This window comes from Kothea flammea (assembly GCF_052161645.1).
Classification (GTDB): Bacteria; Planctomycetota; Planctomycetia; order Pirellulales; family Pirellulaceae; genus Laterigemmans.
This window is the reverse complement of the sequence record NZ_CP197414.1, coordinates 2,802,879-2,816,934: the sequence shown is the minus strand read 5'-3', so window position 1 is coordinate 2,816,934 and position 14,056 is coordinate 2,802,879. Positions and strand designations below refer to the sequence as shown.

At 53.4% G+C, this 14,056-nt stretch carries 11 protein-coding genes; 2 read left to right on the top strand and 9 right to left on the bottom strand.

Annotation, left to right across the window (positions count from 1 at the left end):
• Window positions 1-9: 9 nt before the first annotated feature.
• Window positions 10-798 carry a DUF1559 family PulG-like putative transporter gene (locus SH139x_RS10605; RefSeq protein ID WP_488355216.1) on the bottom strand — a complete coding sequence of 263 codons (789 nt, stop codon included), beginning with the start codon at window positions 796-798 and terminating at the stop codon, window positions 10-12.
• Window positions 799-928: 130 nt separating this feature from the next.
• On the opposite strand from SH139x_RS10605, the gene SH139x_RS10600 reads away from it, so the two are divergent.
• Both SH139x_RS10600 and SH139x_RS10595 read left to right on the top strand, forming a co-directional pair.
• The gene (locus tag SH139x_RS10600) at window positions 929-1,537 is read left to right on the top strand and encodes an ECF-type sigma factor (protein ID WP_488355215.1); all 609 of its coding nucleotides are present in this window, start codon (window positions 929-931) and stop codon (window positions 1,535-1,537) included.
• Between the two features lie 57 nt (window positions 1,538-1,594).
• The gene (locus tag SH139x_RS10595) at window positions 1,595-4,354 is read left to right on the top strand and encodes a tetratricopeptide repeat protein (protein WP_488355214.1); all 2,760 of its coding nucleotides are present in this window, start codon (window positions 1,595-1,597) and stop codon (window positions 4,352-4,354) included.
• A gap of 321 nt (window positions 4,355-4,675) precedes the next feature.
• Here the strand turns inward: SH139x_RS10595 and tnpB are convergent, their stop codons facing one another.
• From tnpB to SH139x_RS10555, 8 genes are all read right to left on the bottom strand, one after another.
• The gene (gene tnpB, locus SH139x_RS10590; RefSeq protein ID WP_488355213.1) at window positions 4,676-5,038 is read right to left on the bottom strand and encodes an IS66 family insertion sequence element accessory protein TnpB; all 363 of its coding nucleotides are present in this window, start codon (window positions 5,036-5,038) and stop codon (window positions 4,676-4,678) included.
• The gene (gene tnpA / locus SH139x_RS10585) at window positions 5,035-5,379 is read right to left on the bottom strand and encodes an IS66 family insertion sequence element accessory protein TnpA (protein ID WP_488355212.1); all 345 of its coding nucleotides are present in this window, start codon (window positions 5,377-5,379) and stop codon (window positions 5,035-5,037) included. The genes tnpB and tnpA overlap by 4 nt, the downstream gene beginning before the upstream one ends.
• A gap of 550 nt (window positions 5,380-5,929) precedes the next feature.
• Window positions 5,930-6,565 carry a 3-keto-disaccharide hydrolase gene (locus SH139x_RS10580; protein WP_488355211.1) on the bottom strand — a complete coding sequence of 212 codons (636 nt, stop codon included), beginning with the start codon at window positions 6,563-6,565 and terminating at the stop codon, window positions 5,930-5,932.
• Between the two features lie 75 nt (window positions 6,566-6,640).
• Window positions 6,641-7,936 (bottom strand): Gfo/Idh/MocA family protein, encoded by a 1,296-nt coding sequence (locus tag SH139x_RS10575; protein WP_488355210.1) that lies wholly within the window; start codon window positions 7,934-7,936, stop codon window positions 6,641-6,643.
• A gap of 373 nt (window positions 7,937-8,309) precedes the next feature.
• A complete protein-coding gene (locus tag SH139x_RS10570; RefSeq protein WP_488355209.1) occupies window positions 8,310-9,791 on the bottom strand; it encodes a sulfatase family protein in 1,482 nt (493 codons plus the stop codon).
• A 57-nt stretch (window positions 9,792-9,848) separates the two neighbouring features.
• Window positions 9,849-11,315 carry a sulfatase gene (locus SH139x_RS10565; RefSeq protein WP_488355208.1) on the bottom strand — a complete coding sequence of 489 codons (1,467 nt, stop codon included), beginning with the start codon at window positions 11,313-11,315 and terminating at the stop codon, window positions 9,849-9,851.
• A 145-nt stretch (window positions 11,316-11,460) separates the two neighbouring features.
• The gene (locus tag SH139x_RS10560; protein ID WP_488355207.1) at window positions 11,461-12,438 is read right to left on the bottom strand and encodes a DUF6807 domain-containing protein; all 978 of its coding nucleotides are present in this window, start codon (window positions 12,436-12,438) and stop codon (window positions 11,461-11,463) included.
• Between the two features lie 83 nt (window positions 12,439-12,521).
• Window positions 12,522-14,033, bottom strand: coding sequence for a sulfatase (locus SH139x_RS10555; protein WP_488355995.1), 1,512 nt, complete (start codon window positions 14,031-14,033; stop codon window positions 12,522-12,524).
• Window positions 14,034-14,056 lie beyond the last annotated feature (23 nt).

Below are 14,056 nucleotides of genomic sequence, written 5' to 3'. Positions count from 1 at the left end.
ATACGAATACTAAAAATCGGAGACGATCTCCTGATTGTTCCGAGTACAAAGTGCACCGACGATGTCTAGAGGCAGTGTCTCACTCAGGAAGCGTACAGAGCCGTCGGCAAACGCCGCATTGGCTCCTCCCGGATGCAGGCTGGCAATTTCGTTCTGGCCCCCAGACCTATTATTGATAGGCCCATCATCGTGGCCGATGCAATTGAAACCACATGCCCAAAAGCCATGGTTGTTTTCCCCCACTGCCACGGCCTCGGCGATGGCGATTGTGTTGCTTGTCCCATCGGTAATCTCCGCGATGCTGACGGGCCTCGCACTTCTACCCACCGGAAAAAAGATGCCGTTACTGGCGAGGTTGGTTGTCGCCTTATGGGTGGAGCCGCTGATCCCGCTGTAATCGGTGCTTCCGGGATAGTCTTTCCACGAGGTCGGACAGGAGAACATCTCCAGTCGTCTTCGGCTCCAGTCGGCGTTGCCTCCCGCGTCCCAGGGAACGCGAAAGTTGAGCTGTTGATAGAGATTTGACTGCTCTAGATACGGTAGAATGCGGGAGGACCAAGCGTGCAACGTGTCAGCCTCAGCACCAGCCGGAAATGTCTTGAAGGTGGAGTCGAACGCGAGCAACGCCAAACCTTGTTGCTTTAGGCGATTGGTACAAGTCGTTCGGCGTGCCGCTTCGCGTGTTTGCTGGACTGCGGGCAATAGGAGTCCAGCAAGAACTACGATAATGCTGATCACACTGATCAATTCGACAATCGTAAAACCGCATCGCCTTCCATCAGTCTGTCGTGCTGGCATTTTCGTAGTCCTTGTCACGAGGAAATAAACAAATGACACCGATTTGGTTAAGTGTGTTTCCATTCTTCGCGTCGAAACTATCGCAGGGCCTTTACGGTCCGCAATAATTTTCAGCAGAAAGATAAAACTTGTGACAGATCGACAGGTTGCGGCTTGCTTGGAGCGGAATATGACGGCTAGCGGAAAATCTCCCGACGACAGTGTGACTAGGCTGCTCAGCTCATTGCCCGAAAGGCAAGATGAGCTGTACGATTTGGTTTACGCTCACTTGAAAATGATCGCGCGAAGCAGGCTCCGCTGGGATGATCGAAGGAATGCGATCGATACAACTGCGTTAGTCAATGAGGCGTATTTAAGATTGGCCAAGCAGCAGTGTGAATGGAGAGACCGCCGTCACTTTTTTGGCGTCGCGGCCGAGGCGATGCGTCGAATCCTGATTGATGCTGCGCGAATGCGATTGCGTGAGAAGCGTGGCGGAGGGACGGTGGTGCGTTCTTTGTCAGGGAATCCAATTTTCGAACAAGAGAATTGGGAAGAAGGTATGCTGGAGTTGCACGTCGCACTTGAAGAACTTGAGAAGCATTCCGCAGAGCTGTATGAAGTTGTTCAATTGAGGTACTTCTCGGGGCTTTCCGTCAAGCAATGTGCAGAGGTGCTCAGCGTTAGTCCATCGACCGTGGAGAGGCGATGGCGATTTGCACGCGTTTGGCTACAAACAAAAATTTCCGGAAACAGGTGACGGGTGTTGGGAACAACGACGCGTATAGAGGGTAGACCACGTAAAAGGACCTGAAAATTGAGTAAACCCAACGAATCGCAACAGCCCGCAATCGCTCAGATCGGGCTTCTGGAGAGCATCTTCGACCGCGTCGTTGATCAGCCTCCGGAGGTGCGGTCTGTGCTGTTAGATGATTTGTGCCCGAATGAAGAGATTCGAAAACAAGTGGGTGAGTTATTGCGGGTAAACTCCTCAACTAAATTCTTTGTCGACAACTCTTTGTACCCGGAGCGGGTTGGGTTTCAGGTCGGTCAGCGAATCGGTCCTTACAAACTGCTCCAGGAAATCGGCGAAGGTGGGATGGGTGTGGTTTATATGGCGGAGCAGCTTGAGCCTGTTCGTCGCCGCGTCGCCGTGAAAGTGATCAAGCCGGGAAACGAAACGAAACAGGTTTTGGCGAGGTTTGACGCTGAGCGGCAAGCGTTGTCTATGATGGAGCATCCGAACATCGCAAAAGTGCTGGACGCCGGTACAACCGAGGCGGGCCGACCGTATTTCGTGATGGAGTTGGTGAAGGGAAAAGCCATCACCAAATACTCTGCGGAACGGGGTTTGTCGCCGCGTCAAACACTCGAGCTGTTCATTCCCGTCTGCCAAGCCGTTCAGCACGCGCATCATAAAGGCATCATTCACCGGGACCTAAAGCCCTCAAATGTCCTAGTGGCAGAGTACGACGGTCGACCGGTCGCCAAAGTAATCGATTTTGGAGTGGCGAAAGCCCTCAACGGACCGCTGACGAACATGACCATGTTCACCGGGTTCGGACAAATCCTTGGCACCCTCGAGTACATGAGTCCCGAACAATCACTGCTAAATCAGATCGATGTCGACACTCGAACGGACGTCTACGGCCTCGGCGTTCTACTTTACGAGTTGATCACCGGCAGCACGCCTTTCGACAAAGAGCGTCTGAGATCGGCCGCATGGGAAGAAATGCTGAGGATTATCCGCGAGGAAGAACCACCCATACCAAGCACGCGCCTATCCATTGGTAGCCACAAAGAAAGCGCGTCAAGGTCTCCAAATCCTGGCAAGGGGCACCACGACATCCAACCGCATAAACTATCTAAGTTGGTGCGCGGAGAGCTCGACTGGATCGTGATGACTGCTCTCGAGAAAGACCGCTCACGACGATACGCGACGCCCGGCGATATGGCGAATGATATACGAAATTACCTATCCGGCGATGCCGTGTCGGCTTGCCCGCCATCGATTGCGTATAGGTTGAGGAAGCTAGCGAGGCGTAATAAGTTCGCCATCCTAACCTCCGGACTGGTTTTGGCAGCGCTGGTGCTTGGTTTGGTCGGCACTTCTTGGCAGGCATGGCGGGCAAGCCAAGCCGAGAAGGACGCAATTGCCGAACGTGAGACTGCGGACCGCCAGCGAGTTGTGGCGCAGGCATTGCGTCAACAGGCTGAGAGCGAGGCTGCTCGAGTCAAGGCGATGAATGATTTTCTCCGCACTGACTTGTTAGGCCTGGCCGGTGGAACCACACTTGTTGAATCAGCTTCCGATCTGGATCCCAACTTAACCCTGGGAACACTTCTGGACCGTGCTAAAGACAGACTCGACGCACGATTCGAAGGCCAACCGGAACACAAACTGCAAATCCAAATGTTGCTCATGTATTCATTCTGCAGCATCGGGAAGTATGAAGAGGCATCTAGTCTGCTCAGAGCAACCATTGACAACCTCGAGACGTCGAGTGGAGTCAATGATCCGGACTTGTTGGATAAGATCGCTTTGCTGGCTCAGCTTTTCGTTCAGCAAGGTCGTTGGCGCGATGCAAAACCGCTCTACAGGGAAGTGTTGAAAGGTCGAAAAGTTGTTTTTGGGCCTTCTCATGCCAAGACCATTTCTGCGATGAACAATCTGGCGATTATGAATAGGCTACTCGGGAATCATTGCGAAGCAGCTCCACTCTTTGAACAATGCGTTGAGTTGCAAGCTCACAAGCACGGGGCTAATAGTCCCGCTATTGCTCCCTTGCTTTCTCGACTGGGGGCATCGCTAGGTAAACTCGGTAACCATCAAGAAGCGGAGCAGAGCTTGCTGCGAGCGATTAACTTGCAGCGTCAAACTGTTAAGAATCGATTCCTGGATAATTCGTTGAATGACCTGGGCCAGCTTTGTCTTTCGCTTGGACGTTATGAGGAAGCAAAAGACTTGCTGTCGGAAGCATTCGATCTGCGGGAGCACTTGGGTGAGAAGAGTATTAACTTTCTCGACACGAAACTTGCCTTGGCGATCGCGTGCCGGGGGTTAGGGCGAGATGAGCAGGCTTCCCCAATATTGGAAGAAACTCTGAACTCTCTTGAGGGAATGCCATTCTTTATGTCTTCAATTTTGGAAAATTTGGAATTACTCGCCACCGTCTTGCGAGAGCAGGGGGACGAAACGCGAGCGGAAGAAGTTCTTCGCCTGTCGTTATCCATTTCGGAAGTGCAACACTTTGAAGACTGGAGAAAGCCGAAAACTCTATCCGTAATGGCGGAAATCTCAATGGCTCGGCAACAATTCGCTCAAGCTAAGGAACAGCTTTTAGAGGCCTACCGTATCCTTGAGCATCCAGGCTTCAAGAGAGGTGCAAGCGATAGATACTTTGCAAGGGACGAAAAGCTAGATCGTGTATTTCGACGTATAATGATGCAGATCATCGAAATGACTGAAGCGGTTGGCGATACCGTCGAGGCTGGAAATTGGAAATCGAAGTTAGATGCGATCGAAAGCCATTCCTTCTCGGATGGTACGACAACGCATATGAATATATCTCGATGACTCGGCGTGCCACGTGGTACAAAAAGTCTGCGTCATCGAGAATCGGTGAATTTCATCTCTAGATACTTTTTGAAAGATTTCGGGCGACGTTTCGGCTGAGGTCATTGGGATGATGAGAACAAGCGTAATAACGCTTTCTTGCTCAATATGCGGCGAACACGGACTCAGGGAACGAACGAAAATCTACGAATTTCCAGAAACGCGGGACACCGCGGCCCGATAGGACTTCAGTTGCCCGCCGCAAGCGTTCTATCTGCCCATCCGGTGGCTTCGATGATGCGTGGCCCGTTGGCAGCCACAACAGAAGATGTCCGCTTCAGTTTATGCGACTTTGCGCGTGTCAATCGAGTAGCGTTTTTGTCGATGCGTTCCTTCGATTTGTACGCCGCGAAGCATCATCACTAGCTCGGCCGAATCGATTTTGAAATCGCCGTTAGTGGTTCGGGTCAGCTTCTTAAACATTCCACTCTCGAGCCGCTTCGACCAGATCGAAAGCCCATCATTATCCCAAGCAAGAATCTTGACGTAGTCACGGCAACCATTGAAGAACACAAAGATGTGTCCAGGGAACAAATCAACCTTAAAATGTTCTTTGACCAAGCCTGACAAGCCACAAAATCCTTTTCGCATGTCGGTGTTCGCGGTGTAAACAAAGATCCGCGTACTGGGTGCGATTGCAGTCACGACTGCCCCCCTGCGGAAGTCGCTTGAACGATGGCAGCGATCAACTGACGTTGTTCAGCCGGAGTTGCCTGGCTTGCTAATCTAACCGTCGCTCCGCCGGGCAATTTAATCTCTATCCTTCGATCGCTTCGGTCCTCAAGATCATTGGAGCCAAGGCTAACGGGAATAAACGAAGGCGTTTCGCAAGGCTCCGCGGCATCAAGTTTTCGACGCCACTGGTAGAAGGGACCTGTCGAGTAGCCTTCAAGTTCACAGAACTGAGCGACAGTAAATTCAGATCGATCAAAGCGTTCGAATCGCTCTCGCCATTGCCTAACAAGTTGCGGGTTTGGTAATCGCATCACAGGCTTCTCCAAAACGTGGAAAGAAACCCATCAAGCTACCGCCCCCGTCAACACGGGCAGACAGAACGCTTACTCAGTTGCCCGGCCAGTTCCACCTGGAAACACTCGATTTTGCAAGTGGCTAGGACAATAACTTCCGACTCTGCTTCGTCACGTATTGGCGAACGATTGTCTCGTTCAGAATGACAGCGACGATAGTTGTGCCCGTCCATGCCGCAGGAAAGCATGTGAACCAATTGTTGTTCATTCTAAACGCAAAGTCCATTGAGGATTTCGTGTTTGAGCGTCTTCACCACTCGCTCATCGAAGGCCTGCAGATTTGGTGACATGGGCGTCGTTTTTTTGATTTTCGCTCCTGCCGATGTGAAAACATTCATCGAATGTTGCTATGTGCTTCGCATCGTTGTCGCGTTGAACAAGCTCACACGGTAATTCGTGATTTTCCATATGCATGAGAAAGGAAACCAAGCGAATCGAACGCAGGACAATGCACTGGTAGTTCTAACCTGTTTTCGCTAATGGTCGACCGGCATCGCTATGGTGCGGACTACCTGGCGGGTTCGAGCCTTCGAACGCGGATCGATCGAAACGACACATGGCGAGTTTTCTCCGGTGAATTCTTGACACCGTGTACCTGCAGGGCGATCACACCTGAGGGATAGATTGCGAAGGCTTCGTTGTCTGTGACATCCGCGACCGGCTTGCCGTTGATCCAGGTTTGAATGCGCGGCCCAACGGCCAATACACGCAGCTTGTTCCACTGACCGTTGAGCATCAATTCATTGCGGGTCAGGTCTTTCTGAGGTGTGATCCAGGCACCGTTTCCCTGATTGAAGATGTGTCCGCTGCGTCCCGGTGATTTTCCAATATCGACCTGAGGGCCATGGATCGATTCCCTCGATTGGCCATTCGCGTTTTCCCGAGTCAACATGGTGCGGATCTGAACGCCGGAGTTCAGGTCGGTGTCGTGAAGCTTAACTTCCATTTCAAGTTCGAAATCACCATACGTTTCGACCGTGTGTGCGAACTGCGTCTGGCTCGAACTCGTGCCAACAATGACTCCATCGGCAATCGCAAACTGCGTGTTGTCGCGTGACGCTTTCCAGCCGTCGAGGTTCTTACCGTCGAACAGACTGATCCATTCGTCGGCGATGGCGGAGCCACAGCCAAGTGAAATCGCCACGAACGCAATGATTGGAAAACACCGTTGCTTAGCACGGTTAGAAAATGAAAGGGAAGGCATTTGAGTGTCCTGTGTCTAGACTTCGGAGAGTGCGTATTCCGGACGTCGTTCTTTGCTGAGTAATGTATTGGCCGCTTCATCACCGATGATTTGCTCTTTCGCGGAGTCCCAGTTGAGCGTGCGACCCGTGATACGACAAATATTTATCAGGTGCGCTACGCTGGAAATCAGATGTCCGACTTCAACGGGAGCGTTGGGTTCTTCGCGTGATTCGATACAGTCGAGCCAGTTTCCGACGTGATTCTCGGATTCTTCGCCTTCGAAGGGTGCAATCAGTGTCGCTGGGTTGCAGGCAAAGCGTCCTCGATTGATTTCCAACTTGCCGTTCTCGCCGATAAAGATGCCTCCAAAAGCTGGTCCATTGTCGCTTTCAAGCCGAACAACTGTTCCGTTCGGGTAATAGAGGCGGACGCCGCGATCACGAGCGTCCTTAGCATCCGTGGTTGGCTCGATTCGCGTTGGAGCGACATTGTCCCAGCCCATCGCCAAATGAACCATGTCCAAGGCATGCGCACCGCGATCGCAAATGGGACCTCCGGTGAAGGCATCAAAATTTCGCCACCTGCGGTGAAGTTGTTCGTGGTAGTCGAGCAACGGTGCCTGGTCGCAGAATCGATCCCAATCCATGCCTTCGGGAACGGCTTGCTTGTCGAGACCAGTCGCCCCTCGCGAGCCGGAATAGTTCTTAACGAGAATCGTGTGCACTTTGCCGAGGCCGCCGTTTCGGACGAACTCGCAGGAGTACTGGTTGTTGGCTGTGCTGCGTTGTTGCGTGCCGACCTGCAGAATGCGTTTGTGATTTCGCACTGCTTTGACCAACGCGCGGCCTTCGGGAATGCTGAAGCTGAGCGGCTTCTCCGCGTAGATATCCAGACCTTTGACACAAGCGATGATTGCCGCACGCACGCGCACGTGATCCGGCGTCGCGATGATGACCGCGTCGAGATCTTCAGAATCGAACATCTGCTCGTAGTTCTGATACCGTTTCCACGAATCACCGGCTTTCGGATTGTCTTTATTATCAGCCGCGAGGGCATCGAGCTGCGGCAGGTAACAATCGCACACCGCGACCAATTCAGCGCGATGGGATTCGCGCGACAGCGCACGCGTCAGCCATTTGGCGCGATTTCCTGCGCCGATCAATCCGACGCGGATTTTCGAATTGGCATCCGCCGAACCGGCTGCGAAAACCGACGAAGTAAAGTAGGTGGGAACCACGATCGCTGACGCGGTGCTCGCCGCGCACTGAATGAATTGACGTCGCGTTCGATTCAAATTGGTGCAGTGCGGAAATGGTTTCTTTTGATTCATAGGTGATGCCCTCTCTATGGAACGTGTTGACGTGTAGGATCTTCAGAACGCTGTGGTAGTTCGAGCACCTGAACCGTAGACGATGACGTCTGCTCGACGGAGTTCGTCCGCCTGAACGTGCGTAGAAAACGGATGCAATGCTGCCAGAGTAACCAGCAATCAGGGAAATAGTTTTTATCGGAAATCTAGTGTTCTTCGGCTTGTTTGACTCCGCTGGGGCGATTTAATCTTTGAAAGGTGGTTTCTTAGTCGCCTGATCGCGTCGGTATGAATCCCTGGAGGTCGCTCGTGATCGTTACGCCTGCGGCGGTCGCCGACCATGCGACTACGGCCGTAGCGACAAGAACATAAATGGATGACGGTCGCGGAGTTTTTATTTCGCCTCTCCCTTTCCAGATGCTCTCCTCACTGGCGCGGGTCCATCGAAAAAGCGTGCCCCGTTGCCGGTGTGGTTGTAGTCGCCGAGGTCCATGCGCGCCTCGTGGGCGAGCTCGCGCAGGCGGGCGAGCACCTCGGGATGCTTGGCGGCGACGTTATTGGTTTCGCCGATGTCGTTGTCGAGATCGTAAAGAGAGAATTCGTCCACCGCATTGTCCGCGAAGCGTCCGCTCCAGCCGACCCAGGGTGGGTGAGCGGGGCGTTTGCGCACAAACTTCCATTTCCCGCTGCGCACAGCCTGGAGGTGGGTGAAGCAGTAGTAATAAAAGGCATTGTGTGGCGATGCGGTGGTGGCCGGATCACACAAAAGCGGCATGAGGTTGCGGCCATCAATGACTCTGTCCGGCGGCGTCTTTCCTCCTGCAATGGAGGCGAAAGTGGGCAACAGGTCGATGGTCGAGGTAATGGCATTGCTGAGGGTACCTGCGGGTACTTTTCCCGGCCACCAGATGACGCACGGCACACGTAGACCGCCTTCCCAGGTCAGCATCTTGTAACCGCGCAGGGGATCGGCGTTGCCGGAATGATCGCGCGGGATGAAGGCTTTGCCGTTCGGCTCCATGCCACGCGTTGTCTCGACCCACGGGCCGTTGTCGGAAGTGAAGATCACGAGTGTCTTCTCCGCGAGGCCCAGTTCGTGCAGCGTTTTGATAATTTCTCCGCAACTCCAGTCTATCTCCTCTACGGCATCGCCATACGGCCCGCCACCGCTCTTGCCTTTGAACGTCTCGGACGCGCCGAGCGGGATGTGCGGCATGTTGTGTGAGAGGTAAAGAAAAAATGGCTTCTCACGCTGCCGGCGTATGAAATCGAGCGACTCGCGGGTGTAGTCCTGTGTGATGTGATCCCACGACTCGACTGCAGGCGTGACGATCTTCTCATTACGCAATATAGAGCTGCGAAATTTCGTGTCGCTCACCTGCACGGTCGCGCCGTTGTAAAGTGGTGTCCCGTAAAAGTGGTCGAAGCCTTGTCCGTTGGGCATCGTGGCAAGGTTAAACCCGGTGAGCGAGTCCTTGGCACCTTCGCCAAGGTGCCATTTGCCGACGCAGGCGGTGGCGTAGCCCGCCTCGCGGAGAACTTCGGCCATCGTGACTTCCTTAGTGTGCAGCACGGTGTGCTGGTTCTTCTTGTTACTCGGTTCGCCGATGCGAATCGGATAGCAGCCCGTCATCAGCGCCGCCCGCGAAGGTCCGCACACCGCCTGCGCATAGAAACTGGTCAATCGCAGCCCTTCTGCAGCCATCTTGTCGAGATGCGGCGTCTTGATAGTCTTCGAGCCGAAGCATCCGAGATCGCCATAACCCAGATCATCCGCCAAGATGACGATGATGTTGGGCTGTTGCGCGGCGACGGCGGTACAGGATAAACCCAAGACGGCCATAAGAGCATAAAGCAAGGAAGTGACACGGTTCATTTCAATACCTGGTTATGGAACGGGGGCGTCGAATGTCGAGAAACGCAGCGCATTTGATCACTCTGTTTTTGTCCTACCCTTCTTGTTCTCCTTCTTCTCTTTTTGAGTTTCCCTACGCCCCTTGGTCAGGGCGGGTTGGGCGGCATCCTCGAAACCGGGAACGAGGCCGCGGAGTTGTTCGATCGTCGCTGCGTATTTAGGGCTATCGATCTGGTTGGTCCATTCGCGAGGATCCTTGGTGGTGTCGTAGAACTCCTCTTCTTCGGCCCCGTATCGCGTATAGCGGCCGAGCTCGTGGCGGATGCTGATATAGGCCAAGTCCGTTTGGCCTTTATCACACAATCCGGTGATGGCGGTGCTTTCCCACGGAGCTTTCGGATTCTTGAGCAGAGGGACCAGGGACCGTCCATCGATGGTCGCTGGAGGCGTCAGTTCGCAGAGTTCAGCCAGGGTGGGATAAATGTCCAGCAGGGAAACGAACCGTTCAGACACACCCTTGGCCTTGGTGACTCGAGGCGCGCGAAACATCAACAAGACGTGCGTCCCCTCTTCCCAGAGGGTCGTCTTTTGCCAGTGATGTTTTTCGCCCAGATGAAAGCCGTGGTCTGCGAGGAAGACGACAATGGTGTTGTCCTTGTAGGGGCTGTTCTCGAGGGCATCGAGAACGCGCCCGAACTGCGTATCAGCATAGGTGGTCGTGGCGAGGTAAGCCTGAACGGCCTCTTTATGCTTACCAGATTCGATCACCTTGTCAGCAAAGCTTCCAATCCCATCGCTCACCGCTTTGGCCAGCGGAGGAAGGTCATCCAGGTCATCATCCTTCAATTCGGGAAGGACAATCTGGTCCAGCGGGTACATGTCGAAATACTTTTGCGGGACATACCAGGGCATGTGCGGATTGAACGTGCCGTAGGCCAGAAAGAACGGCTTGTCGTGTTGTTGCTCCAGAACAGCGATGGCTTTGTTGGCCCCGCCAGTGTCATTCATTTGTTCTTCAGTGAGATGGATTATTCCCCAATCCTTTTCACCGCCGCTGAGTTTTGCCAGTGGCGCACCGGGAGGAGCCGGGTCTCTCTTGTGGCCAACCTTAACGTCCCAGTTTTCTACCTGGTCCCAGCCGTGGGTGATCTTGCCGTAACCGAAGGTGCCGTATCCGTTCTTCTTGAATAATCCGGCCAGTGACAGCACCGCATCTTGATTCAGTGCCTCACTCTTACTGATAGTTTGTGCGTTGTTGTAGACACCTGATTTCCAGGGCGCTACACCGGAAAAAAACGCGGTGCGAGAAGGAGAACAAACCGGCGCTGCGGTGTAGGCTCGCGTGAAGTTGACTCCACTGGCAGCCAGTCGGCGAAGATTGGGTGCGATCACCTTGCCCGCATAGCGATCCGCATCTTCCAACATCCAACTATTCAAATCGTCGGCAACCAGGAAGAGCACGTTCATTGGAACATCGCCCGTATCGGCCTTTGCAACACCAACCGAGAAGACAATTAGCAGGAGTGCGAAGTAAAACTTGTTCATAGTGTTCATCTCAGAAGGTGTCTAACGTGATTCCTTGATCAGCTCACCGAGTACCGCGAAAGCACTTAGCACAACGAGAAATGTTGCTAGGAGTCGATTCATTGTTTTCTCTCGCTTCGGACGTCAACCTGCGTATGTTAGACCATCACTCATTTTCTTCCGCAAAACGTTGCCAGTGTTCACTGATCAGTTCTGAGTCAATCTTGTTGCTCGTCACCAGGTAGCGATAGGATGAAACGTAAGGGTCACCAGGAGCGATTTGAAATCCGCCTGCGACCATTGGAGCAAAGCAGAAGTAGGGCTTATGAGGATGGATACGCACATGTTGTGGCGCGCGGAAATTTCTTGGGTTGCAAAAGATAGCAGCCGACACGTCTAGACCGTCGATTCGTCCTGAGAATGCTACCCAGTCAGGGCGTGTGTGATTGCCCTCCCATCGGTTCTTACCGTCGCTGGTAAGATACTGCAAGTCGCCCGGGAGGATGCTATGATCGGCCGGTTCTTTCAGCCACTTATAATTCCCGCGAAACGCCATGCCGCCGTAGTGATACTCTGCCAGTTCCAAGGGTTTGTCCGAGACGCATTGCTGTACGCTGGTGACGTCAAATAGGAAGTAGTCGTCCGGCGTTTCATAGACAGTGACTGTCCAGACTTCATGAAGAACATCGACCCACTTTTGTTCAACCTGCACCATGAAGGCGTGTTTGACGGTGAAGGAAACCTCTCGCGGCATTCGCTGTAAAGCCACCACCTCACGGAATTCGATCTTACCCAAGTTCTTGGCCTGATTCCAAAAGTCGACATTGTGACCCGCATAGCTGCTCTTAGTCCATGCAAAAAACAGTGCGTGCTGATGGGCATGATCAGCGGGGTAATCTCCAGTAAGTTCCTGGCCGGTCGGCGTGTAGACAGGATGAATATAGCCGCTGCGGCTGTAGTGTTGCCCAACGCCCTCGGGAACAGTCCTCGCGGTCTTGACGTATTCGAGTACCGCTTTTCCCCGTTGAGTGATCGAGATGGTGTCATCCGTTTCAGACAGGTTCAGTTCACCACAATGGACGACCAGCGGATTGAAGCAGAACAGGTAAACGAGCAGAAAGACAAGTATCGCGAATCTCTTCATTGCACAGCCTATTGCGATTCGTATGAGAGCGTTGAAAAGTTAAAGATGGGCGTGTGGCCCGCGTTGTGACGTCAATTCTTTGGTTAATTCGGTTTCATTGCTGGATCTGTGTAGGGCAGATACTTTGAGTGCGGCACGTAGTTGCCTTTACCCTTTTCCCAGCGGAACGTTTCGCCTTCGACCACAAGATCACGACGTTCGTTCAGTTTGGGTTCCTCAGCAGCGAACTCGGAAGGCGCAGATTGCTGCAGCGTTGCGATTACTGCTGCGTACTGCGGATCGGAAGCGAGGTTGTTCCACTCGTGCGGATCTTTTTGCAGGTCGTATAGTTCCTGGTTCTTGTCGTCGTAGTGAATGAATCGCCAGTCGCGGTTCATCAAGGCGTACTCACCCGGATTGATATAGGGTAGATAGACAGTGCGATCTTTTGCCTCGGCGGGATTCTTTAACGTGGAGGCAAGCGAAGTGCCTTCGAGCGTTTGATGTGGTGCCGGGAGGTTGCACTGTTCGACCAGCGTCGGACAAATGTCAATCAAGCTGACGGTGACATCGGTCCTGGACCCTTTTGCTACGCCGGGACCAGCCCAGATGAACGGCACGTTGGAGGTTCGTTCCCATAGCGTGTGCTTTCCCCATTGGCCTTTTTCACCGAGGTGATACCCGTGATCGCTCCACAGCACGACGATGGTATTGTCGGCGTAGGGACTTGATTCAAGTGCATCCAGAATGCGTCCGATCATCGCGTCGGCGTAGCTCGTACAAGCCAGGTATCCGTGCAGCGCGTCCTTCCACGCACCCATGGCGACCAACTTGTCGTAATGCTGTTTCTTGCGATTCTCACGTTGCTTGCGAATCTTGTCAGGCAAGTCGGCTAAGTCATCTTCTTTGAACGCAGGCGTTTCGATCGCTTCTCGGTCGTATAGATCGAAGTACTTTTGCGGGCAATAGTTGGGATAGTGCGGAGCATAAAAACCACAGGCCAGGAAGAATGGCTTGTCGTGTTTTCGCTCCAGTTGTTCGACCGCCCAATTGGCTCGGATCGTGTCGGCCATCTGCTCTTCCTGGTCGTTTGGAATCGCACCCCATTCAAGAAACAATCCGCCGGTGATGGTTTTGCCCCGGTTATAGACGCTCGCCGGGAAAGGTTGCGGCACGGGCGTATCACTGCTCCATGATTCCAAAGCCCAGCCGCCTTCCCGCTGAAATTGATTTCGCAGGAAGAACTCTTTCCAGCCTCGCTGATCAATAGCGCCAGCGGGATGATGATATAACTTTCCAGCACCCAGAGTCGTGTAGCCTGCCTTGGCAAAGCTAGTTTGAAGCGACTCAATCTCTGGATGATGCACAAAATAATTCGGTGTGTTGTAGCAACCTGTGGTCGATGCGTACTGCCCCGAAAAAATGGCTGCTCGACTGGGAGCACAGAAGACTCCGGCGGTATGTCCATTCGTGAAGCATACACCGCGTCGTGCCAAGCGATCAATGTTGGGCGCGATGGCGTTGGGCGTCGAATCCAGAGGACCGACGAAGTCGTTCATGTCGTCGACGGCCAGGAACACCACGTTCGGCTTGGTATTGTCAGCACCGAGGATCATGCTCAACAATGTAATGCACAGTG

Excerpts from the sequence above, each read along its gene's own strand:
- SH139x_RS10605 (WP_488355216.1), bottom strand. The coding sequence starts at position 798 with ATGCCAGCACGACAGACTGATGGAAGGCGATGCGGTTTTACGATTGTC.
- tnpA (WP_488355212.1), bottom strand. The coding sequence starts at position 5,379 with ATGCGATTACCAAACCCGCAACTTGTTAGGCAATGGCGAGAGCGATTC.
- SH139x_RS10575 (WP_488355210.1), bottom strand. The coding sequence starts at position 7,936 with ATGAATCAAAAGAAACCATTTCCGCACTGCACCAATTTGAATCGAACG.
- SH139x_RS10570 (WP_488355209.1), bottom strand. The coding sequence starts at position 9,791 with ATGAACCGTGTCACTTCCTTGCTTTATGCTCTTATGGCCGTCTTGGGT.
- SH139x_RS10565 (WP_488355208.1), bottom strand. The coding sequence starts at position 11,315 with ATGAACAAGTTTTACTTCGCACTCCTGCTAATTGTCTTCTCGGTTGGT.
- SH139x_RS10560 (WP_488355207.1), bottom strand. The coding sequence starts at position 12,438 with ATGAAGAGATTCGCGATACTTGTCTTTCTGCTCGTTTACCTGTTCTGC.
- SH139x_RS10555 (WP_488355995.1), bottom strand. The coding sequence starts at position 14,033 with ATGATCCTCGGTGCTGACAATACCAAGCCGAACGTGGTGTTCCTGGCC.